At 72.0% G+C, this 22865-nt stretch carries 19 protein-coding genes; 12 read left to right on the forward strand and 7 right to left on the reverse strand.

Annotated features, from left to right (window positions below):
- The first annotated feature begins 103 nt into the window (after positions 1 to 103).
- Positions 104 to 1534 (forward strand): sulfatase, encoded by a 1431-nt coding sequence (locus tag R9X44_RS20890; RefSeq protein WP_319815908.1) that lies wholly within the window; start codon positions 104 to 106, stop codon positions 1532 to 1534.
- Between the two features lie 82 nt (positions 1535 to 1616).
- Entirely contained in the window at positions 1617 to 2777 is a 1161-nt protein-coding gene (locus R9X44_RS20895; protein ID WP_319815909.1) for a winged helix DNA-binding domain-containing protein, read from the forward strand.
- A gap of 33 nt (positions 2778 to 2810) precedes the next feature.
- Here R9X44_RS20895 and R9X44_RS20900 read toward each other — a convergent pair whose 3' ends face one another.
- A complete protein-coding gene (locus R9X44_RS20900) occupies positions 2811 to 5225 on the reverse strand; it encodes a hypothetical protein (RefSeq protein ID WP_319815910.1) in 2415 nt (804 codons plus the stop codon).
- Between the two features lie 164 nt (positions 5226 to 5389).
- Here R9X44_RS20900 and R9X44_RS20905 point away from each other — a divergent pair, with 164 nt between their 5' ends.
- The 4 genes from R9X44_RS20905 to R9X44_RS20920 all read left to right on the forward strand — a co-directional run bounded on the left by R9X44_RS20905 (position 5390) and on the right by R9X44_RS20920 (position 10424).
- Positions 5390 to 7030 (forward strand): bifunctional aspartate transaminase/aspartate 4-decarboxylase, encoded by a 1641-nt coding sequence (locus tag R9X44_RS20905; protein ID WP_319815911.1) that lies wholly within the window; start codon positions 5390 to 5392, stop codon positions 7028 to 7030.
- The gene (aspT, locus tag R9X44_RS20910; protein ID WP_319815912.1) at positions 7027 to 8709 is read left to right on the forward strand and encodes an aspartate-alanine antiporter; all 1683 of its coding nucleotides are present in this window, start codon (positions 7027 to 7029) and stop codon (positions 8707 to 8709) included. Before R9X44_RS20905 ends, aspT begins: the two co-directional genes overlap by 4 nt.
- A 124-nt stretch (positions 8710 to 8833) precedes the next feature.
- A complete protein-coding gene (locus tag R9X44_RS20915) occupies positions 8834 to 9358 on the forward strand; it encodes a hypothetical protein (protein ID WP_319815913.1) in 525 nt (174 codons plus the stop codon).
- A 73-nt stretch (positions 9359 to 9431) separates the two neighbouring features.
- A complete protein-coding gene (locus tag R9X44_RS20920) occupies positions 9432 to 10424 on the forward strand; it encodes an alpha/beta fold hydrolase (RefSeq protein WP_319815914.1) in 993 nt (330 codons plus the stop codon).
- 5 nt (positions 10425 to 10429) lie between these two features.
- On the opposite strand, the gene R9X44_RS20925 is transcribed toward R9X44_RS20920, so the two are convergent.
- Complete coding sequence (locus tag R9X44_RS20925) at positions 10430 to 11113, reverse strand: YitT family protein (RefSeq protein WP_319815915.1); 684 nt, start codon at positions 11111 to 11113, stop codon at positions 10430 to 10432.
- Between the two features lie 99 nt (positions 11114 to 11212).
- On the opposite strand from R9X44_RS20925, the gene R9X44_RS20930 reads away from it, so the two are divergent.
- The gene (locus tag R9X44_RS20930; protein ID WP_319815916.1) at positions 11213 to 11674 is read left to right on the forward strand and encodes an Lrp/AsnC family transcriptional regulator; all 462 of its coding nucleotides are present in this window, start codon (positions 11213 to 11215) and stop codon (positions 11672 to 11674) included.
- Here the strand turns inward: R9X44_RS20930 and R9X44_RS20935 are convergent.
- Positions 11671 to 12297, reverse strand: a complete 627-nt coding sequence (locus tag R9X44_RS20935) for a CoA pyrophosphatase (RefSeq protein WP_319815917.1) — start codon at positions 12295 to 12297, stop codon at positions 11671 to 11673. The two genes, R9X44_RS20930 and R9X44_RS20935, sit on opposite strands and share 4 nt — an antisense overlap.
- A gap of 95 nt (positions 12298 to 12392) precedes the next feature.
- Positions 12393 to 13550 (reverse strand): epoxide hydrolase, encoded by a 1158-nt coding sequence (locus R9X44_RS20940; RefSeq protein WP_319815918.1) that lies wholly within the window; start codon positions 13548 to 13550, stop codon positions 12393 to 12395.
- Between the two features lie 64 nt (positions 13551 to 13614).
- Here R9X44_RS20940 and R9X44_RS20945 point away from each other — a divergent pair, with 64 nt between their 5' ends.
- Both R9X44_RS20945 and R9X44_RS20950 read left to right on the forward strand, forming a co-directional pair.
- Positions 13615 to 14631 (forward strand): helix-turn-helix transcriptional regulator, encoded by a 1017-nt coding sequence (locus R9X44_RS20945; RefSeq protein ID WP_319815919.1) that lies wholly within the window; start codon positions 13615 to 13617, stop codon positions 14629 to 14631.
- Positions 14632 to 14684: 53 nt separating this feature from the next.
- On the forward strand, positions 14685 to 15482 hold the full coding sequence (locus tag R9X44_RS20950) for a hypothetical protein (protein ID WP_319815920.1): 798 nt from the start codon (positions 14685 to 14687) through the stop codon (positions 15480 to 15482).
- Positions 15483 to 15485: 3 nt separating this feature from the next.
- On the opposite strand, the gene R9X44_RS20955 is transcribed toward R9X44_RS20950, so the two are convergent.
- Genes R9X44_RS20955 through R9X44_RS20965 form a run of 3 tightly spaced genes read right to left on the reverse strand, consistent with a single transcriptional unit; the run spans position 15486 to position 18412 of the window.
- The gene (locus tag R9X44_RS20955) at positions 15486 to 16502 is read right to left on the reverse strand and encodes a TIGR03617 family F420-dependent LLM class oxidoreductase (protein ID WP_319815921.1); all 1017 of its coding nucleotides are present in this window, start codon (positions 16500 to 16502) and stop codon (positions 15486 to 15488) included.
- A gap of 33 nt (positions 16503 to 16535) precedes the next feature.
- Positions 16536 to 17180 (reverse strand): response regulator transcription factor, encoded by a 645-nt coding sequence (locus R9X44_RS20960; RefSeq protein ID WP_319815922.1) that lies wholly within the window; start codon positions 17178 to 17180, stop codon positions 16536 to 16538.
- Positions 17168 to 18412, reverse strand: coding sequence for a sensor histidine kinase (locus tag R9X44_RS20965; RefSeq protein ID WP_319815923.1), 1245 nt, complete (start codon positions 18410 to 18412; stop codon positions 17168 to 17170). Before R9X44_RS20965 ends, R9X44_RS20960 begins: the two co-directional genes overlap by 13 nt.
- A 131-nt stretch (positions 18413 to 18543) precedes the next feature.
- Here R9X44_RS20965 and R9X44_RS20970 point away from each other — a divergent pair, with 131 nt between their 5' ends.
- The 3 genes from R9X44_RS20970 to R9X44_RS20980 all read left to right on the forward strand — a co-directional run bounded on the left by R9X44_RS20970 (position 18544) and on the right by R9X44_RS20980 (position 22849).
- On the forward strand, positions 18544 to 20529 hold the full coding sequence (locus R9X44_RS20970) for an MMPL family transporter (protein ID WP_319815924.1): 1986 nt from the start codon (positions 18544 to 18546) through the stop codon (positions 20527 to 20529).
- Between the two features lie 278 nt (positions 20530 to 20807).
- The gene (locus R9X44_RS20975) at positions 20808 to 22028 is read left to right on the forward strand and encodes an acetyl-CoA C-acetyltransferase (RefSeq protein WP_319815925.1); all 1221 of its coding nucleotides are present in this window, start codon (positions 20808 to 20810) and stop codon (positions 22026 to 22028) included.
- The gene (locus R9X44_RS20980; RefSeq protein ID WP_319815926.1) at positions 22025 to 22849 is read left to right on the forward strand and encodes a MaoC/PaaZ C-terminal domain-containing protein; all 825 of its coding nucleotides are present in this window, start codon (positions 22025 to 22027) and stop codon (positions 22847 to 22849) included. Before R9X44_RS20975 ends, R9X44_RS20980 begins: the two co-directional genes overlap by 4 nt.
- Positions 22850 to 22865 lie beyond the last annotated feature (16 nt).

The following is a 22865-nucleotide window of genomic DNA, read 5'->3' on the forward strand; positions in this document are numbered from 1 at the left end:
GAAAAGTATGATTTGCCCGATAGGCAATTCTTTACCTTTGCGGCACGCTGGGCGTAGGGCCTGTGCGTCGGGACACGCCGTGCGGCGGAGAGAGGTGACCCCCTTGGGTGCGGACGTTCGGCTGGGCAGGCGCGGCTTTCTCGCGGGGGCGGCGGTGGCCGGCGTCGCGGCGTGCACGCCCGACGGGACAAGGCCCGTCCAGCGGGTGCAGGAGATCGCCGAGGTGCACCAGGCCGCCGCCCCCGCCGAGCGGACCCGGCCGAACGTGCTGCTCATCGTCACCGACGACCAGCCCAAGCACCTGGCCTGGGCGCTGCGCAAGACCCGGCGCTGGCTTGTCGAGGACGGCGTGGAGTTCACCCGCGCGCACTCCACGACCCCGCTGTGCTGCCCGTCGCGGTCGTCAATCTTCTCCGGGAGGTACGCGCACAACCACGGGGTGCGCGACAACTACCGCAAGCTCAACCTCGACCAGGGCACCACGCTCCAGCGCCACCTCAAGGACGCCGGATACCGCAACGGCATGTTCGGCAAGTACCTCAACGAGTGGCGGATCGCCAGCCCGCCCGCGCACTTCGAGGACTTCGCGCTGCTCAGCCCGGTCGGGTACGTCGACGGGCGGTTCAACCGCAACGGGACGATCGCCAAGATCCCCGGCTACACCACACACCACATCCGCGACTTCGCGCTCGACTTCATCCGCGCCGGCGCGACGGACCCGAGGCCGTGGTTCGCCTACGTCGCGCCCTACGGCTCGCACGCGCCGTTCACCCCTGAGGACAAGTACGCCGACGTCCCCGTGCCCGCGTGGCCGGGGCGTCCGTCGGTCGGCGAGGCCGACAAGAGCGACAAACCGCCCTACCTGCGCGACGCGCACAAGTCGCTCGCGCGGGGCAGGGCGATCCGCCGCGACCAGCTGCGCACGCTGCTGTCGGTCGACGACGCCGTCGGGGCCTTCCATGACGCGCTCGTGGAGACCGGCCAGCTCGACAACACCCTCGTGATCTTCATCGGCGACAACGGCTTCCTGTGGGGCGACCACGGCTGGGCAAGGAAGTCGGTGCCTTACCGGCCCGCCTACGAGGTGCCGTTCTTCCTGTCGTGGCCCGCCGGAGGGCTCGCCTCGGGCAAGCAGGACGACAGGATCGTCGCCAACATCGACGTCGCCGCGACGGTCCTCGACGCGGCGGGCGTCGCGCCGACCACGCCGCAGGACGGGCACTCGCTGCTCGGCACCACCGAGCGCGACCACATCCTCCTGGAGTTCTGGCGGCAGGGCGGCGACCGGCGTCCGCCGCACTCGTGGGCGTCGTATGTGAGCAAGACCGAGCAGTACACCGAGTACTACGCGCTGCGCACCGACCCGAAGGGCGACCCGGTGGGCACCGGACGCGTCGTCTTCCGCGAGTACTACGACCTCGTGAAGGACCCGTACCAGCTCGTCAACCGGCTGCACGGGGCCTCGCGCGCGGGCGAGAAGGAGCTGGGCATCCCAGCGCTCGCGTCCCGGCTCGCGGCCGACCGGGTGTCGTGACATCGCGGACGTGAAGCGTCCGCGTCTTTCCCTACAGTCGGGGGAACGGGCGCGGACGCGTCCCGGTGATGCGGAGGTCACGGTGGCAGGGTCTGCGGTGTCGGGGTTGTCCTGGTCCGAGGTGCGCGCGCGGCGGCTCGAACGGCACGGGCTCGCCCGGCCGCTGCCGGGGGCGGGGCCCGCCGACGTGGTGGGGGCCGTCGCGAGCGTGCACGCGCAGGTGATGTCGGCGGCCGAGGTCGGCGTCATGACGCGGACGGAGACCGGCACCCGCCAGGACGTCCGCGACGCGCTGTGGAAGGACCGCACGCTCGTCAAGACGTACGGGCTGCGCGGGACCGTGCATCTTGTTCCAGCGCGCGACCTGGGACTGTGGGTGGGGGCGCTGTCGGCGATGCCGCCCGTCGGGCTCGTGCAGGACCCCGCGGTGCGGCTCGCGCCCGGCCAGATCGAGGACGTCCTGGGGGCCGCCGCCGAGGCGCTCACCGACGCCGAACTGACCGTCGAGGAGCTCACCGAGGAGATCGTGAGCCGGACGGGGGCGTGGGCGGGCGACCTCGTCATGGAGGCGTTCCAGGGCAAATGGCCGCGCTGGCGTCAGGTGATGCATCTCGCGGGGATGCGCGGCGCGCTGTGCTTCGCGCCGAACAAGGGCCGCAAGGTCGCCTTCACGCACCCGTCGCGCTGGCTGCCCGGCTTCGCGCCCGCCGCGCCCGAGGTCGCGGTGCCGTGGCTGCTCAGGAGCTATCTGCACGCCTACGGGCCGTCCACGCCGCAGCGGTTCGCGCACTGGCTCAACGCCCCGGTGACCTGGGCCAAGGACGCGTTCGCCGCGCACCGCGACGAGCTCCAGGCCGTCGAGGTCGAGGGCAGGACGGAGTGGGTCGCGGCGGGCGACGTCGCGGCTCCCGAGACCCCGCCCACCGGCGTCCGCCTCCTGCCCTACTTCGACGGCTACGCCTACCGCGTCGGCAACCAGCCGCCCGCGCTGCTGTACCCGGGCGTCGCCGCCGAGCGCGCGTTGCGCGGCAACTTCCAGGTGCTGCTCGTGGACGGCGAGGTCGGCGGGCTGTGGCACCAGCGCCGCTCAGGCCGGAAGGTCGCCGTCACCGTCGAGGCGTTCGGCCCGCTCACCCCCGGCCAGCACGACGATCTCGTCCGGCAGGTCGACCGACTCGGCGAGATCCTGGAGGCGGTCCCGACCCTCACGCTCGGGGAAGTGACGGTCGGCGGTCACGCCTGAGGCCCGCGCCGGGCGCGGGCCTCAGGGCCCGGGTCAGGCGCGGCGGCCGTGGCAGCGCTTGCGCACCTTTTCGCAGTGGTGCGCCCGGTGCTTCGGCCTGTCGTCCATCCGCTCGGGCCACGGCACCGGCCACGGTCCCGACGGCCACGGAATGCCGTGCTTACCGGGTTTGCCGTGCTTGCTGTGCTTACCGGGTTTACCTGGCTTGTGCGGCTTGTCGGGCCTTCCGGTGAGCGTGAGGCAGGTCGTCGCCGTGTCCTGGTCGAGCAGCGCCGTCACCGTGTTGCACACCCGGCGTCCGCCCGCGCCCGCGTCGACCGTCACCGAGTACCTGACGGTGACGCTCTCCCCCGCCGCCAGGACGCCGCGCCATGACACCACCGGCTCGGCGTAGGACGCGTTCCCGGACGAGGCGGTGACGTCCTGGTTGTAGGCGGCGGCGCGCAGGACTTCGGACAGGTCGTCGGTGAAGTAGGCGGGGTCGTCGGCGGTGAAGTCCCCGTCGCCGGTGTTGGTGGCGGTGACCGTGTAGGTGACGGTCTCGCCGCCTCCGGCGTCCATCCGGTCGGCCTCCTTGGCGACGCTGAGGCGCGGTTCGCCTTGCGTGCACGTCACGGTGTTGACGATCCGGTAGGCGTTGTCGCCCTCGGCCACGGTCGCCTGGTAGGGCAGCGGCGCGTCAGTGACGGGCCCGCCGGTGACCTCACGGGACACGACCGAGCAGCTCTCCGGCACCGTCACCTCCTCGTCGATCGTGAAGACCTCCCCGACGGAGTAGCCGTCGCGCGGGTCGGCGAAGTCCTGCTCGGACGCCGGAAGGTCGCCGGGCCCGGTCAGCGTCAGCCGCGCCGAGAACCCTTCGGGGACGTCGGCGTCGGGGTAGGACTCGCCGTTGATGTCCCATTCCTTGTCGACCACCACCGACTGTGTGCCCACCGGCCGGTTGTAGACGCGGCAGGTGACGCCGTCGCCCTGCGGGACGTCCACGGCGAAGCCGAGCGCGCCGGCGTTCTCGACGGCCACGGGGTCGCCGGTGTCGGTGTCGGTGCAGACCGCGTTCGCGCCGCCCTGGGTGACGAGGCCGAAGCCGTCCTGCTGCCGCTCGGTGATCTGGACGCGGCCCGGGCCGGTGGCGGACTCCACCCGGAAGGAGACCGCGCCCGTGCCGTTGTCCTCGGTGGTCGCCGACGCGGGATCGACCGTCGTGCCGGGCGCGGCGGCGACGGCGTCGAAGGTCCAGCCCGCGCCCGCGGGCTCGGCGCCGCGGACGTCCTCGCCGGTCGTCGTGTCGGGCGCGATCATCTTCACGACCGACACCGAACTCTGGCACCGCGCCCGCGCCAGTTCCCGCATGGCCTCGGCGACGCTCCCGACGTCGTCGGCGGAGAAGTAGTCGGCGTCGGCGATGTTCCCGCCGTCGAACGGGGTCGGGCCTGAGATGGTGCGGAGGTTCAGCTCAGCGCCGGCCCCGAGCCCGATGCCCATCGCCACGACGCGGCTGCCGCGCGCCTTGGCGGCGTTCGCGGCGAACACGCCGCCCTCGATCTCGCCGAACCGGGTTGACCCGCCGGTGCCCTGGAGGGCGTCCCAGTAGGTGGGGAAGCCGTCGGTGACGAACAGGACGAGGTCGTAGTCCTCGACGGCCTCGGCGGTCCGCCACAGGCCCTGGTCCCAGTTGGTGCCGCCCTCGGCCCGCCATGGCGCGTACTGGGCGGTGAACGCGTTCACGCCCTCCTGGGTGGACACCGGGATCAGGTCGGGGTAGTTCGCGCCGCTCTCGGCCGGCGACATGGAGGCGAAGCTGAACACCGCCATCCGCGACGGCGTGCCGACCAGCGACTGGGCGAACGAGGTCGTCGCCGCCTTGAGCCTCGCCAGGTCAAGCTCGATCGAGGCGGACAGGTCCATGACGACCGCCACGTCCATGCCGCACCGGTCGGGCAGCGGCGGGTTGACGCGCGACTGCTGGATGAAGCCCGTGGAGGTCGGCGGGGTCATGAAATTGACGCCTGACCGGTAGGTGGTGCCGCCCGGCGTGGTGAAGGAGAAGGTCTGCGTCGGCGGCCGGTAGGGGCCGATGCTGAGCACCGGGTTGGTGTAGTAGCCGGCCGGAACCGACACCTGGCCGATGTAGAGCGGCTGGAAGATCGGCAGGCCGGTGTTGGGGATGAGGAAGGTGCAGTCGCCGTCGGCGTCCGACACGCACTCGGCCCCGAACGGGTTGGTGCCCGCCGCGTCGCGGTAGAGGGCGAGCCGCACGCCCGCGAGCGGCGACACGTCGAGCTCGGTGACGCGCCGGTCGCCGACCTTGACCGCGATCGCGATCTGGTTCGGACCCGGCGTCGGAATCGCGGCGAAGGCGGGCTGCGCCGCCACCGCCAGCGCCGTCAGCGCGGCGACGAGCGCGGTCCCGCATCGCGTGCTTCGCCGTCTTGAGAAGATCCCCATCGCTCCCCCGGAATGATCTTGATACGCGCAAGATCACTACCCATGTTGATCTTCGTCAAGCGCGGGGCCGCGCTGGTGACCTTGCGGGACTTTGACCGGCATGCACGGGTGGCGTGCCCACGGGCGGGAGACGTCCCGGTAAGGACCTGACCCGGGAGGAAAGCGTGGGCGGCACCAAGGACAGCGTCGGACGCGCCACACAGCGCAGGCTCGAGGGGCTCAGCCCGTTCGAGCTCAAGGACACCCTCATCGGCATGGCCGAGGAGAACCAGCGCAAGAGCGCAGCGGCGATGCTCAACGCCGGGCGCGGAAACCCCAACTGGATAGCCACCACCCCTCGCGAAGCCTTCCTGCTGCTCGGCAGGTTCGCGATAGACGAGTCGCGCCGCACCTGGCACGAGTGGGACGACCTCGCCGGCATGCCCGGCCGCGACGGCATCGCCGACAGGTTCACCGCCTTCCTCGACAAGCACCCCGACGAACCCGGCGCGACCCTGCTCAGGAACTCGATCGCCTACGGCACCGGCACGCTCGGCTTCGACCCCGACGCGTTCGTCCACGAACTCGCCGACGGCTTCATCGGCGACAACTACCCGGTGCCCGTCCGGATGCTCGACCACTTCGAGCAGATAGCGCACGCCTACCTCGTCAAGGAGATGTGCGCGGGACAGGCCCCCGAGCAGCCGTTCGACCTGTTCGCCACCGAGGGCGGCACGGCGGCCATGTGCTACATCTTCGAGTCCGCGATCATCAACCGAATCCTGCACCCCGGCGACCGGATCGCCCTGATGGTCCCGATCTTCACGCCCTATCTGGAGATCCCGCGCCTCGCCGAGTTCGGGTTCGACGCCGTCGAGATCAAGGCGACGAAACGGACGGCCGACGGGCTGCACCTGTGGGAGTACGGCGACGACGAACTCGACAAGCTGCGCGACCCGTCGATCAAGGCGCTTTTCCTGGTGAACCCGTCGAACCCGCCGTCGGTGATGCTGCCGCAGGCCGCGCGCGAGCGGATCGCCGGGATCGTCCGCGAGCACAACCCGGGGCTGGCGATCATCACCGACGACGTGTACGGCACGTTCGTCAACGGCTTCGAGTCGCTGATGTCGACGCTGCCGCGCAACACCCTCGGCGTGTACTCGTTCTCCAAGTACTTCGGCGCGACCGGCTGGCGGCTCGGCGTCATCGCCGTCAACCGCGACAACGTCTTCGACGCCAAGCTCGCCGCGCTGCCCGACGCCGACAAGCAGGCCCTGGCCAAGCGGTACGCGCCGATCACGCTCGAGCCGGAGAAGCTGCGCTTCGTCGACAGGCTCGTCGCCGACTCGCGGATGGTCGCGCTCAACCACACCGCGGGGCTGTCGCTGCCACAGCAGACCCAGATGACGCTGTTCGCGCTCGCCGGGCTGCTCGACGCCGACGACGTCTACAAGAAGCGCTGCCAGGGGGTCATCTCCCGGCGGCTCGACGGGCTCACCGCGGGCCTCACCGTCCACCCGCCGAAGGACCCGTACGCCGCCCACTACTACGTCGAGCTCGACGTGCTCGTCTGGGCCGAGAAGCAGCACGGCAAGGAGTTCGCCGATTGGCTCGTGGACTCCTACGAGCCGGTGGACATCCTGTTCCGGCTCGCCGAGAACCACTCGGTGGTGCTGCTCCCGGGCGGCGGGTTCGACGGGCCGCAGTGGTCGCTGCGCGTCTCCCTGGCCAACCTCCCGCTCGACGCCTACCGCCACATCGGCGCGTGGCTCGCCGAAGCCGGCCTTGTGTACAAGGCCGAGTTCGACAAGCGGGAGCAGCGGTGAAGTGGTTCCAGTCGTTCCTCCAGGGGACGCCGGAGATCGCCCTCTTCCTGAGCCTCGCGCTCGGCTACGCCGTCGGCAGGATCAAGGTGTGGCGGCTGTCGCTCGGCGGCATCGCCGGCACCCTGATCGTCGCGATCATCATCGGCATGCTCGGCAAGGTGACGCTCAACGACCAGGTGAAGAACATCGCGTTCGCGCTGTTCATCTTCACCCTCGGGTTCATCAGCGGGCCGTCGTTCTTCGCCAGCCTGAACCGGCGCAGCCTGCGCTACGCGGTGTTCCCCGTCATCGAGGTCACCTGCCTGCTCGGCATCACCGCGATCGCCGTGGTGCTGCTGAAGCTCGACGCGGGCACCGCGGCGGGCCTGATGGGCGGCGGCGCGACGGAGTCGGCGGTGGTCGGCACCGCCACCGACGCGATCGGCAAGCTCAACCTGCCCGCCGACCAGATCCAGACCCTTCAGGGCAACGTCGGCACCGCGTACTCCATCTCCTACATCTGCGGGCTCATCACCATCGTGCTGCTGACGTCGCAGATCGCGCCCGCGCTGATGCGGATCGACCTGCGCGAGGAGGCGGTGAAGCTGTGGCGCAAGATCGGCGGCGGTGTCGAGGACCCGGGCCGGCCGACCGCGCTGCCCGAACTCGTCGGACGGACCCTGCTGGTCTCGGCGGCCGACGGCAGGACGGTCGCCGACGTCGAAAGCGCGCTGGGCGAGCACGCCTCGATCGAGCGCGCGAAGCGGGGCGGGAAACCCCTCGACGTGACGCCGTCGACACGGCTCGCGACCGGCGACGTCATCCTCGTCCTCGGCCGCCGCGAGAGCCTTCTCGACCCCGAACGGACGGTCGGGCCCGAGGTCGCCTCGCAGAGCATGGACTTCGACCTCGACGTCGCGCAGGTCCTCGTCACCGGGGCCAAGGGCGGCATCACGTTCGGCGCGCTCAGGGCGGCCGCGCCGCCCGAGTCGCACGGGGTGTTCCTCACCGGCGTGTCCCGGATGGACCACCAGCTTCCGCTCCAGGACGGCACCCAGATCAACTCGGGCGACGTCGTCAGGCTCACCGGGGCCTCCGACGACGTCGCGACGTACGCGAAGCGGATCGGGTTCCGGCTCGACACCGGCGTCAAGGCCGACTTCGTGTTCCTGTCGGTCGGCGTCGTGCTCGGCTTCCTCATCGGCAAGGTCGAACTCACCGTCGGCTCGATCCCGCTGTCGCTCGGCACCGGCGGCGGCTGTCTGCTGTCGGGGCTGCTGTTCGGGTGGCTGCGCGCCAAGCACCCGACGTTCGGGCAGTACGACCCGGCCGCCGCGTCGGTCATCAAGGACCTCGGGCTCGCCACGTTCATCTGCGCGGTCGGGCTGTCGTCGGGGCCGCAGGCGGTCGGGCTCATCCAGAAGTTCGGGCTGTCGCTGCCGCTCACCGGCATCCTCATGACGCTCGTGCCCGCCTGCATCTCGCTCTTCGTGTCGTGGAAGGTGATGAAGCTGCCCGCGCCGCTGGCGCTCGGCGCGGTCGCCGGACAGCAGTGCTCGACGCCGGCCATCACCGCCGTCCAGGGCGTCGCCGGCAACGCGACGCCGCTGATGTCGTACACGATCGTCTACGCGCTCTCCAACGTGGTCCTGCCGCTGCTCGGGCCGATCGTCGTCGGGATGGCCCGCGCGCTCGGCTGACCTCGGCGAACCCCGCATTCCGTGACCTAGAGCGAAATCGTCGTCACCTCTTGCGATCAGCGCACGGGAGGAGGACGGTGACGTCACTCCATTTCCGGAAGAACCGGGAGTTCCCGTGCGACCTATGCTGCGCCGGAGCGCCGTCCTGTTCACCGCGTCCGCCGCCGTCACCGCGCTGACCTGCGCGCCCGCGGCCGCCGACCTCGACCTGCTCACCTGCGGCGGCACCCACACCGTCACCTACGACCCGGGCCTGCGCCTGTTCGGGCAGACCGTCGACATCGCCTTCACCGACTCCTTCACCAGCTGCTCCGCGCTCAGCGACCCGACGCTGACCAGCGGCCTGCTGACGGGCTCGGTCACCCTGCCGAACTACTCGTGCCTGTCACCGGTCAACACCGACGACATCGACGAGACCGTCACCTGGAACAACGGGCAGTCGTCCACGTTCCACTACAGCCGCGTCTACGGCTCGGTGGACGGCAACTCCGTCATCACCAGCACCGGGACCGTCACCTCCGGCAAGTTCGCCGGCGCGACCGCCGTCAAGGTCGTCACCGGACTCAACCTCAACCTGCTCGCCTGCCTCTTCGCCCCCGGCGTCCCAGGCAACACCGGCACCATCACCCTCGCCCTCACCTCCCTCTGAGGACGCGTCAGGGCGGCGCTCCTCGAGTCGGCGACCTTCGCGCCTTACCTTGGAGCCCGATCGAGGGGGCGTCTTGGCGAAGGAAGAGGGCGACGGGGTCGCGCGCGGGAGGCGGCGGACCGTGGTCAGGGTCGCGGCGGGGGTCGCCGTCGCCGGAGCCGTCGGGCTTGTGTTCGCGTTGCGATCACCGTCGCCCGTGGGGCACTGGAACAGCGCGGAAGGGCGGGGCGCATTCGGCGCGGCGTACGCCAAGGCGATGCGGGAGATGCCACGGCCTGCCGGGACCGCCGACGTGCGCACGGACTTCGGGTTCGTGCGGATTCACCGGTTCGCGGGGGCGGCGGGGCGTGACGCGCCGCTCGTGCTGCTGCCGGGCCGGGCCGCGCCCGCGCCGATCTGGGCCGACCTGATGCCGCATCTGCTGCGGATCGGCGACGTCTACACGATCGACCTGTTGGGCGAGCCGGGGCACAGCGTGCAGGAGACGCCGATCTCCTCGGAGGCCGACCAGGCGGCTTGGCTCGACCAGACGCTTTCCCGGCTGCCCGAGCGGACGTTCCACGTGGTCGGGCTGTCGCTGGGCGGGTGGACCGCGGCGAACCTCGCGCTGCGCGCGCCGGGGCGGGTCGCGACGCTGACGCTGATCGAGCCGGTGTCCACGTTCGCGCCGATCCCGCTCGGCACCGCGCTCCGGGCGATCCCCGCGTCGGTGTCCTGGCTGCCGAGGTCGTGGCGCGACTCGTTCGCCTCCTACACGGCAGGGGGCGCACCGGTGCGGGACGTGCCGGTGGCGGAGATGATCGAGGCGGGGATGCGGCATTACACGTCGAGGCTGCCGCAGCCGTCGCAGATCGCCGAGGAGGCGCTGGGCGGGTTGGGGATGCCGGTGCTGGCGGTCTTCGCGGGGCGGTCGGTGATGCATGATGCGGAGGAGTCGCGGCGGATCGCCGAACGTGCCCTGCCGCGCGGGACCGTCAAGGTTTATCCGGAGGCCACGCACGCGGTGACGGGTGAGCGGCCCGAAGGCGTCGCGGCCGATCTCGCGGCGTTTCTTGACGCGGTCTGATGGTGTCAGAGGGCTGCGGGGTAGCGGCCGGGGCGGTGGTTCATCACCAGGACCAGGTTCAGGACGGCGGCGCCGGCGGCCGACGTCAGGACGGTGCTCAGTGGCGAGGTGAGGGCGGACAGGGCGACGACCGCGGTGTCGGCGATAAGGAGGACGTGCCCGACCCGCCAGCCGAACCTGTCCTGGCAGACGAGCGCGACGATGTTGAAGCCGCCGAGGCTCGCGTGGTGGCGGAAGACGATCAGCACGCCGATGCCCCCGGCGAGGCTGCCGCCGAGGACCGCGTAGAGCGGGTCGATCGACGCGGTGTCGATGAAGTGCGGATGGATCAGCGAGAACACCGAGAGCAGCACCACCGCCGCGAACGAGGTCGCCACGAAGCGCGGGCCCTTGCGGGTCAGGCCGAGCACCACGAAGGGCGCGTTCACCAGGGTGAAGATCACCGCGAAGGGCAGCGGGAGCACCTGGGTGAGCAGCAGGACGAGCCCCGCGGTCCCGCCGGTGACGGCTCCGGCCCCGCCGATCAGCGCGAGCCCGAACGAGGCGACGAGCGCGCCGATGACGATCCCCGCGACGTTCTCCAGGACGCTGTGCCGGACCACGCCGGAAGGCAGGGCGGCCGAAGGGGAGGGCGCGGAAGGCAGGGCGGCGGCGCGCGCAGGACGCGTCAGGGAACTGGACTGGTACACGTCAGGACATCGTAGGTATCTTCCGCATAAGCGCAACACCCGCGTTGATCACTGAACATCCTGGCACCTGTTCTCCGGATCAGGTGCCAGAATGTTCAGGTGGACAGCCTCGACGCCAAGATCCTGCTCGCCCTCGATGACGAGCCCGACGCGACAGTGCTCGCCTTGGCCGCGCGGCTCGGCATCGCGCGCAACACGCTCACCTCGCGGCTCCAGCGGATGCGGCAGACCGGGGCGTTGCGCGAGTTCACCCGCCGCGTCGATCCCGCGGCGCTCGGGCACGGGCTCGTCGCGTTCGTGTCGGTCGCGGTGAGCCAGAGCGAAGCGGAGCTGGCCGTCGAGGCGCTGCGCGCGATCCCCGAGGTGATCGAGATGCACTCCACCACCGGGGACGCCGACCTGCTGATGAAGGTCGTCGCGCGGGACACCGCGGACCTGCACCGGCTGAGCGGCGAGATCCTGCGCGCGCCGGGCGCGATGCGGACCAGCACGGTGATCTCGCTCAGCGAGGAGATGCCGCTCCGGCTGCGGGCGCTGATCGAGCGGGCCGCGCGGGACTAGTGCCGGGTCCAGTCGGGCTGGTGCAGGTCGGCGACGCGCACGTCACGGCCGAGCAGGACGACCTCGCGGAACTGCCAGAGCATCGCGCCGGTCGGGGCGTGGATCGTCATACCGGGGGCTAGGCGCATCTGGAGCAGCGAGCCGCCGTCCGGGCGGGTCACCCAGTGCACGACGCCGTCGGCGGCGAGCACGCGCAGCGGCACATGGTGGACCGAACCGACCTCGCCCGGCTCGGGCACCGGCTCGCCCGCGCCCTGCCCGACGGCGACCACCGGCGTGATCGCGAAGCCGGACGCGGCGGGGAAGTCGTCGAGCATGCCGAGCACTGCCGACCCGGCGACGTCGAGGTTCAGTTCCTCGCGCAGCTCGCGCAACGCGGTCTCCTGGGGCGTCTCGCCGGGCTCGGCGCGGCCGCCGGGCAGCGCCCACTGGCCGGGGTTGCGGCCCCGGCGCGCCCGCTTGATCACCAGGACGCCGAGTTCGCCGTCCCGTTCGGTGACGCACAGGACGACGGCGGCCCGCCGCACCCCCTCGGCGTCGGCGAGCGCGGTCCTGGCGAAACCGGAAAGGCGCGGCCCGGCGCTGCGCCGGAACCCCGCCCAGTCCGGGTGGTCCTCGTTCATCGCCGCACCCTCCGCTCGGCGGGGCGGCACGCCCCGGTTCGCTCGCACGGCGATGCTAGCGGGCCGGGGGACCGCATCCCCCGGCCCGCCCCGCGTCAGCCGCGCAGGCCCGCGAAGAAGGCGCGGATGTCGGCGGCGACGTCGTCGGGGGCCTCCATCGCGGCGAAGTGCCCGGCCTTGGGGAACTCGGTCCAGTGCACGATCGCCGAGTTGTCGCGCTCGGCGAGCGACCTGATCGTCTGGAAGTCGTCGGCGAAGACCGCGACGCCGGTCGGCGCGTGGTTCACCGCGGGCTCCGCGCCCGACCGCGCCTCCTCGTAGTAGTACCTGGAGGCGGTGGCTTGCGTGTTCGTCAAAAAATAGAGGCTGACCTGGGTGAGGAGCTGGTCGATGGCGACCAGGCTCGTCCCGTTGCCGAAGGAGTTGAGCAGTTCGCTGTAGGCGAGCTGGCCGACGGGCGAGTCGGCCAGCGCCGCGCCGATCGTCTGCGGGCGCGCCGCGTTCATCGCGTTGTAGCCGCCGACGGACTGGAACCACTGCATGTGCTCGAGCGCCGCGTATTCCTTGGGGCCGAAGCCCTCGAACTCGGCCGGGTCTCCGGACGGGAAGGAGAACAGCTGCAGGACGTGCATGCCCAGGTATCCGGGAGGGTTCAGCAGGCCGAGTTCGCGGCAGAGCATCGCGCCCATGTCGCTGCCGTGCGAGCCGTAGGAGTCGTAGCCGAGGCGGCGCATCAGGGCGTCGAAGGCGCGCGCGGCCTTGGCCTGGGTCCAGCCCGCGCCGTTGACCGGGGTGCTGAAGCCGAACCCGGGCAGCGACGGGACCACCACCGAGAACGCGTCCTCGGCCCTGCCGCCGTGCGCGACGGGGTCGGTGAGCGGGCCGATCACGTCGAGGAAGTCGGCGAACGAGCCGGGGTAGGTGTGCAGCAGCAGGAGCGGCGTCGCGTCCTTCTCCTTGGACGGCACGTGGACGAAGTGGATCGTCTGGCCGTCGAGCTCGGTCAGGTAGTGCGGGAAGGCGTTCATCCGTGCCTCCTGGGCGCGCCAGTCGAACGACGTCCGCCAGTACTCGACGGTCTCGCGCAGATACCCGTTCGGGGTGCCGAGGGTCCAGTCGTCGGTCGCGGCCGGGCGGGGCAGCCGGGTCCTGGCGAGCCGCGCGTTCAGGTCGTCGATCTCGGCCTGCGGGATCGCGACGGTGAAGGGGCGGATCTCGGCGGTCTTGGCTGCGGTGTTCTGCGTCTTCGTCATGTCCCTTAAGGTAGGAGCCATATAGGAAGAATTGATTCCTATATCGACGCGGGAGCGGAAAAAGATGCTGGAGACGTCCGCGCGGCTGCTCGCGCTGCTGTCGCTGCTGCAGTCGCGGCCCGACTGGCCGGGCCGTGAGCTGGCCGAACGGCTCGGGGTGAGCACCCGCACGATCCGCAACGACGTCGAGCGGCTGCGCGGGCTCGGCTATCCGGTGGACGCCACGCGCGGCGCGGCGGGCTTCTACCGGCTCGGCGCGGGCGCGAAGCTGCCGCCGCTGCTGCTTGACGACGAGGAGGCCGTCGCCGTCGCGATCGGGCTGCGCGCGGGCGCGGGGGTGGGCGGGATCGAGGAGAGCAGCGCCCGCGCCCTGGCCAAACTGGAACAGGTGCTGCCGCACCGGCTGCGCCGCAAGGTCGTCGCGCTGCACGAGGCGACGTCGCGCGCGCCGGAGAACCTCAACACCGACGCCGCCGACCCCGAGACCGACGCGGCGGTCCTCACCACTGTCGCCGCCGCGATCCGCGACAGGGTACGGCTGCGCTTCGACTACGCCGCGTCCGCCGAGCCCGTCCCGGGCGAGCCGCCGTCCGCGACGGCCGCGCCGCCCGGCCGCAGGGTCGTGGAGCCGTACCGGCTGGTGAGCTGGCGGCGGCGCTGGTACCTCGTCGCCCGCGACCCGGCCTCGGGGGCCTGGTCGGCCTACCGCGCGGACTGGATGACGCCGCTGTCCCCCGCCACGGATCGGCGCTTCGATCCCGTCCCGCTGCCGGGCGGCGACTACACCGCCTTCGTGCTGCGCGACGTCGCCGTGACGGGCTGGAAGGTCAACGCCCGCATCACCGTCCTCGCCCCCGCCGAGGCGGTCCTCGCCCGGATCAACGCGGCGGTCGGCGTCGTGGAGTCCGTGGACGCCGACACCTGCGTGCTGGTCACCGGGGCCGACTCCGTCGAGACCATCGCCGCCTACATCGGCATGCTCGGCCTCGACTTCCGGGTCACCTCCCCGCCCGAACTCAGCGCCGCCGTCGCCGCGCTCGGCCGCCGCTACCTCGCGGCCGTCGCCGCTCCCCCACCCTGAGCCTCCCCCCAGGGGGTGTTGACTGGCGGTTCGCGCGGTTTACGGTGATCGGTATGAGTGACGGGCTTGGCGCGCCCTCGGGGCGGCGGGTGGTGATCAGCCGGGAGGTCGCTGAGGTCCTCGGTGAGGCGAAGGTCGCGGAGCTGCTCGCCGGTCCCGAACCCGGCGAGTACGACTGTGTGATCTGCGACCTGCCCGGGGACGCCGAACGTGAGGACACGAGCGTCCTCGTGCGGCGGTTCCCGGTGGCGGAAGCGCCGTCGCGGCCGCTGGTGAACATCATCTGGGCGCACGCGGCGTGCTCGGCCTCGACCGTGGAGGACCGCGACACCCCGATCAGCCTCACCCCCTACTTCCGCAGCCAGCACCTGATCCCGCTGCTGCTCGGCGACGACACCGCGCCGCGCGCCGCGCTGATCATGGAACCGGTGATGCCGGCGCTGCACAACAGCACGACCGATTCCAACGCCTACGTGCAGGCGTGGCTGCGCGAGGGGCTGTGCCTGCTGTCGGTCGGCGACCTGCCGCACGCGGGGCCCGACGTGCCGACGTGGCGTGCCGTCCTCATGCCCGGCGACCCGCCCGACCAGTACCGGGTGACGCTCACCTGCCGCGCCGACGGCAGGGAGCCGTTGACCGTCGCCGACGGGCTCGGCATCCGGGTCGACCGGGGCTGGCTCGACACGGCGGTCACCGGTGGCGTCACGCTGTGGGCGGGCCTCACCGGGCTGCGCACGACCGCGAAGCGTGACCCGGAGACCGTCGTGCGCGCGCTTGCCGACGCGGCCTTCGCCGGGACGCTCGTCGGCGGCCGCATCACCGCGGTGACGCTCGGCCTGCACGACTCCTGACGGTCAGCGCCCGGCGTCGCGCAAAGCGGCGGCGAACTCGGCGATGAGGTCGTCGGGCGCGTTGTAGTGCGGGAAGTAGGCGCAGACGCGGTCGCAGTCGCCGTAGCGCGCGACGATCTCGGCCGCGCACTCGGCAGGGGTGCCGTGGACGGCGAGGGTGTTCATCGCGGCGTCGTCGATGAGGCCGGGCATCTCGGCCCAGCGGCCCTGCTTGGACAGCGCGTTCAGTTCGGGCTGCAGGTCGCCCATGCCCTCGACGTCGAGGACGGCCTTGTAGGAGGGGGTCGAGCCGTAGAAGGACAGCAGGTAGCGGATCGCCTTGGCGGCCTCAAGCTCGCGTTCGTCGCGGCCGACGCCGACGATCACCTCGGCGGTCACCTCGAAGTCGGCGCGGGTGCGGCCGGAGGCGGCGAGACCGTCGGCGATCGCGGGCCTGGTCCGCTCGCGCATGTGCCGCGCGCTGTTGAACGGCATCACCAGCACGCCGTCGGCGACCTCGGCGGCCATCCGGTTCATCCTGGGCCCGAGCGCGCCGACGAGGACCTTCGGCTTGCCGTGCGGGTTCGGGCCGGGGTTGAACGCGGGGGTCATCAGCGTGTGCCTTGTGTACTCGCCCTCGAACTTGAGGCGTGTCCCGTCCTGCCAGCTGTCGAGGATCGTCCTGGTCGCCAGCACCCACTCGCGCATCCGCTCGACCGGCCTGCCCCACCGCGACCCGTACCGGTTCTCGATGTGCGCCTTCACCTGCGAGCCGAGCCCGAGCCTGAACCGTCCCTCCGACAGCAGATGCAGGTCGTAGGCGGCGTGCGCGAGGTGCATGGGGCTGCGCGGGAACGCGATCGCGACGTTCGTCATCAGGTCGAGCGAGCAGGCGGGGGCTGCGGCGACCAGCGGGAAGAACGGGTCGTGGGAGTTCTCGAAGGTGAAGACGCCGTCGACTCCGCATCCCTCAAGCGCGCGGGCGCGTTCGGCGGCGGTGACGACGGAGTCCGACAGCATGACGTCGAGTTTCAGCGGCATCGGGGGGCTCCTCTGGACTGCGTGGGGGGTGGGTCAGCCGTTGAGGTAGGCGAGGACGGCGAGGACGCGGCGGTTGTCGTCGTCGGACGCCTGGAGGTCGAGCTTGTGGAAGATGCTCGTGGTGTGCTTGGCGACCGCGCCGTCGGAGACGACGAGGCGGGCGGCGATCGCGGCATTGGAGCGGCCCTCGGCCATCAGGGCGAGGACCTCGGACTCGCGGGGCGTCAGCCGGTCGAGCGGGCGGACGGCCCTGCCCCTGGTCAGCAGCCGCGCGATCACCTCGGGGTCCATCGCGGTGCCGCCGCCCGCGACCCTGCGGACCGCCTCGACGAACTCGGCGGTGTCGAAGACCCGGTCCTTCAGCAGGTAGCCGACGCCGCCCGCGCCGTCGGCGAGCAGTTCCCGCGCGTAAAGCTGCTCGACGTACTGCGACAGGACGAGCACCGGAAGCCCGGGGACGAGCCCGCGCGCCTCGATCGCGGCGCGGATTCCCTCGTCGGTGAACGACGGCGGCAGCCTGACGTCGGCCACCGCGACGTCGGGCTTGTGCGCGACAAGTTCCCGCAGCAGGGACGGGCCGTTGTCCACCGCCGCGACGATCTCAAAACCGTGCGCTTCGAGGAGGCGGACGAGCCCGTCCCTGAGCAGGACCTGGTCTTCGGCGATCACCGCGCGCAAGGAATCTCCAGGGTGACGATCGTGGGGCCGCCCGGCGGGCTGCTCAGCGCGAGGACGCCGTCGAAGGCGGCGAGGCGGCGTTCGATGCCGCGCAGTCCGCTGCCCGCCTCCACCGACGCACCGCCGACGCCGTCGTCGGTGACGCCGATCCGCAGCGTGCCGTCCTCGAGCCGCAGGTCGATCCAGACGCGGCGGGCACCGCTGTGCTTTGCGGCGTTGGCCAGCACCTCGGAGACGGCGAAGTAGGCGGCTGACTCCAGCGGCGGCTCGAGCCTGGGCAGCGTCCCGCTGACCTCGACGTCGAGGCCGCTGTCGAGGGACAGGGCGCGGACGGCGTCGGACAGGCCGCGGTCGGCGAGGACGGGCGGGTGGATGCCGCGCACGAGGTCGCGCAGCTCGTTCAGCGCCTTGACCGAGGTCGCGCGGGTCTCGGCCAGCAGCAGCCGGGCCTTGTCGGGGTCCTTCTCGATCAGCTGCTCGACCGCGCCGAGCGTCATGCCCATCGCGACGAGCCTCGCCTGTGCCCCGTCGTGCAGGTCGCGTTCGATCCTGCGCAGTTCCGCGGCTGAGGCGTCGATGGTCTCGGCTCGGGTGCGGGTGAGCTCGTTGACGCGGCGGGCCAGCGCCTCGGCGTCGGCGGGGCCGAGCAGGCTCCTGGTCCACAGGCCGTGCGCGCGCACGAAGCGCGGGGCCGCCCACAGGCCGAGGAGGAGCAGGAGCACACCGAGGGGGACGCACCACCACGCCGCCTCAGGTTGTCCGTCGTGGACGTGGATGATGGTGTACCAGTCCTCGAAGCCGACATCGCGGAAGGCGCCAAAGATCGCGGGCATGAGGATTCCCTCAAGCCCGTAGACCGGCAGCGCGAACGCCATCAGGCCGAAGAAGCCGCCGACGACGGGGTCGGCGAAGCCCCACAGCAGGTCGCGGTGGGTCGCCTTGTCGGCGAGCAGGAAGCGGCAGCGCTCGGCCTGGCCGAGCAGGCCGGGCCGGTAGACGGGTTCGGGGAGGTAGGGCCGCGACACCGTCACCCCACTCCAGTCGTGCGCGAGCAGCCGCGCCCGGTCGGCGAACGCGCGGTGCCGCCTGATCAGCGGCGGGGTGAGGTACAGGCCGACGCCGAGCGGGATGAGGCAGACCGCCACGAGGACGAGGGTCAGGCACAGCAGCTGGACCAGGCTCAGCAGGAACAGCGTGATGCCGTGGCCCACGGCCCGGATTGTCTTCTTCATGCCTTCACTCTGGCTGGGGGGTGATTCTTGCGCACTGTACCCTTCTCCCCTCTTGGGTGGGTCTAGGCCCACCCCCGGGCCGGTACCTGCCGGGATGGTCGCGGCAGGGCGCGGTTCCTAGCGTCGTGACCATGGAAATCGCGGAGAAACTCGGTGGCTGGAGCGCACGCCACCGCGTCCTTGCCGTCACGCTGTGGGTGCTGTTCGTCGTCGGCTCGTCGGTCCTCGGGTCACTGGCCGGCCAGCGGCCGATGACCGACGCGGAGGACGCGTTCGGCGGGTCGCGGCAGGCGATCGAGATGCTTGAGGAGGCCGGGATCGAGGACCCGGCAAGCGAGCTCGTGCTGGTGCACGGGACCGACGCCTCGGCGGTCGTCGCGGCGGTGGAGGGCACCGGGCAGGCCGTGGGCGTCAGGGAGGCGGCGCGTTCGGGTGACAAGGTCCTCGTCGCCTTCGACTGGAAGGGCGATCCGGATGAGGCGGCCGGGCGTTACCCCGCCGTCCGCGACGCGATCGCCGCGACGGGCGCGCACACCGAGGTCTTCGGGAGCGCGACCGTCGACCTGTGGTTCGAGCGGGCCTTCGACGAGGACTTCAAGCGCGCTGAGTGGACCGCAGTCCCCCTTGCCCTGGGCATCCTGCTGATCGCGTTCGGGGCGCTCGTCGCGGCGGTCCTGCCCGTCGCGCTCGCGCTCACCGCGTTCGTCGCGGCGCTCGGGCTGACGGCGCTGCTCAGCCACCAGTTCCACGCGGCCGACGCCACCAACTCGGTGATGCTGCTGATGGGCCTCGCGGTCGGGGTGGACTACTGCCTGTTCTACCTGCGGCGCGAGCGCGAGGAGCGGGCGCTCGGCATGACGTCGGCGGAGGCGCTGCGGATCGCGGCGCGGACGTCGGGCCACTCGGTGCTGGTGTCGGGCGCGACGGTCAGCGTGGCGATGGCCGGGCTGTTCCTGTCCGGGATGCCGATGTTCGTGAGCTTCGCGGTCGGCACGATCGTCGTCGTGCTCGTGGCGATGACGGGTTCGGTGACCGTCCTGCCCGCGCTGCTCTCGCTGCTCGGCGACAGGGTGGACGCCGGACGGATCGTGCGGCGGTGCGGCCCGCGGCGGGAGGCGCGGCTGATGCCCGCGATCGTGCGGGGCGTCCTGGCCAGGCCCGGGCTTGCCGCGGCGCTGTCCGCCGTGTTCCTGATCGTGCTGGCGCTTCCGGTGCTCGGGATGAAGACCGAGCTGCTGTCGCTGCGGCAGACGATCCCGGCAGGCGACCCGCTGCTCACCGCGTACACGCACATCGAGGAGGCGTTCCCTGGGCGGGCGGAGACCGGCGAGATCATCGTCAAGGGTCCGGCCGGGGATCTGGCGGCGCTCGGGGAGGCGCGGGAACAGAACGGGCTCACCCGGATCACGGTCCCGCTCGCCGATGAAGCCGACCTCCAGCGCGCCAGGGAGGCGATCGAGGGCCGTCCGGACGCGGCGCTGCGGGGAGACCTCGCGTTCAGCGCCGACTACACCGCGCAGCTGAACGACGCGCTGCTCCCGGTGTTCGCGTTCGTCGCGGCGGCCGCCTTCCTGATCATGCTCGCGGCGTTCCGGTCGGCGGCGATCGCGCTGACGTCGGTCATGCTGAACCTGCTGTCGGTCGCCGCCGCCTACGGGGTGATCACCGGGATCTTCCAGCACCGCTGGGGCGACGAGCTGTTCGGCACGACGGGCGCGGGCGCGGTCCAGGCATGGCTTCCGCTGTTCGTCTTCGTGATCCTGTTCGGGCTGTCGATGGACTACCACGTGTTCGTCGTCTCCCGCATCCAGGAGGCGTGGCGGCGCGGCATGCCGACCCGCGAGGCGATCGCGCACGGGATCGGGTCGAGCGCGGGCACCGTCACCAGCGCGGCGCTGATCATGGTCGCGGTCTTCGCGGTGTTCGCCACGCTGTCGATGCAGGACTTCAAGCAGCTCGGGGTGGGGCTCGCGGTCGCGGTGCTGCTCGACGCGACGGTCATCCGGGCGGTCCTGCTGCCGTCGATCCTCACCCTGCTCGGCGACCGCACCTGGTCGCTCCGCAAGCCCAAGCCGGTGCCCGCGCCGCAGGACGCACCGCTGACGCCCGTCCCCTGACGGCTCGCGCGAGTCCCGTCCGATCCGGGCGGGCCCGTTCGCGTGGGGCGCACACGGGTCCCGTCCGATTTGGGCTGGCCCGTTGGCGTGGGGCTCGCGCGGGTCCCGTCCGATTTGGCGGGCCCGTTGGCGTGGGGAAGGCGGGCGGGGTGTGTTCTCGGCACCTCCTCGGGGCCTTGGGGGCCTAAGGGAGGGTCCGGGGTGTGGGCGGGCTTCGGTGACCTAACTAGCGCTTGGTAGATTGGGTGGGCAGTTCCCCGATGCTTGGAGGTGCCCCGATGCCCGAGGCCGTCATCGTCGCGATGGCCCGCTCGCCCATCGGCCGTGCGTACAAGGGGTCCCTGAAGGACCTGCGCGCGGACGACCTGCTGACCCAGATGGTGACCGCCGCGCTCGCCCAGGTCCCGGCGCTCGACCCGGCCACGCTCGACGACCTCATGGTCGGCTGCGCGCAGCCCGCGGGCGAGCAGGGCTACAACATCGCCCGGCAGACCGCGATCGCGCTGGGTCTCGACGGCGTGCCCGGCACCGTCGTCCAGCGGTACTGCGCGTCGAGCGTGCAGACGACCCGGATGGCGCTGCACGCGATCCGCTCCGGCGAGGGCGACGCGTTCGTCTCGGCGGGCGTCGAGTGCGTCTCGCGCTATGCGCGCGGCAAGTCCGACGGGGCCGAGGGCACCCACCACCCGCGTTACGCCGCCGCCGAAGCGCGCAGCGCCGAGCGCACCGGCGCGGGCGTCCCGGTGTGGCGCGATCCGCGCGAGTCGGGCGAACTGCCCGACCCGTACCTCGCGATGGGACAGACCGCCGAGAACGTCGCGCAGCTGCGCGGGGTGTCGCGGGCGCGGCAGGACGCGTTCGGCGTGCGCAGCCAGAACCTCGCCGAGAAGGCGGTCGCCGACGGGTTCTTCGACCTCGACATCACCCCCGTCACCCTCCCCGACGGGTCGGTCGTCTCCCGCGACGACTGCCCTCGGCCGGGCGTCACCGCCGAGTCCGTCGCGGGGCTCAAGCCGGTGTTCCGGCCCGACGGAACCGTCACCGCCGGGAACTGCTGCCCGCTCAACGACGGGGCCGCCGCGCTCGTCGTCGTCTCCGACCGCAAGGCCGCCGACCTGGGCCTGACGCCGCTCGCCCGCATCGTCTCGACCGGCGTCTCGGCGATCTCCCCGGAGATCATGGGCCTCGGCCCCACCGACGCGATGCGCCAGGCGCTGCACCGGGCCGGGATCACCGCCGCCGACCTCAACCTCGTGGAGATCAACGAGGCGTTCGCCGCGCAGGTCCTGCCCGTCTGCGACGACCTCGGCCTCGATGAGGAGAAGGTCAACGTGCACGGCGGCGCGATCGCGCTCGGCCACCCGTTCGGCATGACCGGGGCGCGGCTCACCACGACCCTCGTCAACGGGCTCACGCGCCGCGACGGGCGCTACGGGGCCGTCACCATGTGCGCGGCCGGAGGCCAGGGCATGGCGCTCATCGTGGAGCGGCTGTCATGAGCGCGCTGCCCGGGCCGGACGCGCCCGCAGGCGAGTGGGCGGGACGCGCGCTCGGCGAACGCACGGTCTCCTGGACCGAAAGCCAGGCGATCCTCTACGCCCTCGCCGTGGGCGCGCGTGCCGACGAACTCGACCTCGTCTATGAACGCCGCCTGCGCGTCCTGCCGACCTTCGGCCTCACCCTCGCCCAGTGGGCCCCCGACGTGCTCGGCGGCCACGGCGCGTTCGACCAGTCCACCGCGCTGCACGGCGCGCAGGGGCTCAAGGTCGCCGCTCCCCTGCCGACGAGCGGCGAGCTGACGCTGGCGGCGCGGGTCGCGGCGGTGTGGGACAAGGGCGCGGCGGCGGTCTTCGACGTCGAGGTCGAGTCGCGGTTCTTCACCGCGACCTGGTCGATCTTCGCGCCCGGCCGTGGCGGGTTCGGCGGCGAGCGCGGGCCGTCGGCGCGGCGCGCCGAGCCCGACGACGCGCCCGCGCTGGCCTTCGACATCCCCACGTTCGCCGAACAGGCCGCGCTGTACCGGCTGTGCGGCGACCTGCACGCCCTGCACATCGACCCGGAGGCCGCCAAGACCGCGGGGCTCGACCGGCCGATCCTGCACGGGCTCGCCACGATGGCCGCGAGCGCCGTCGGGCTCGGCCGTGCGCTCGGCGCGCACCCGGCCGACCTCGCCGAGGCCCACGTGCGCTTCACCGCGCCGGTCGTGCCCGGCGACGTCCTCGCCGTGCGGGCCAGGCCCACGGGCCGGGCCGCCGACTTCGACGTCACGGTCGACGGCAGGACCGTGCTCGGCGGCTGCTCCGTCGGCTTCGGCGGCTGACCTGGGCGCGCGCCCC

Origin of the sequence: Actinocorallia sp. A-T 12471, from assembly GCF_033875155.1 — a bacterium.
GTDB lineage: Bacteria > Actinomycetota > Actinomycetes > Streptosporangiales > Streptosporangiaceae > Actinocorallia.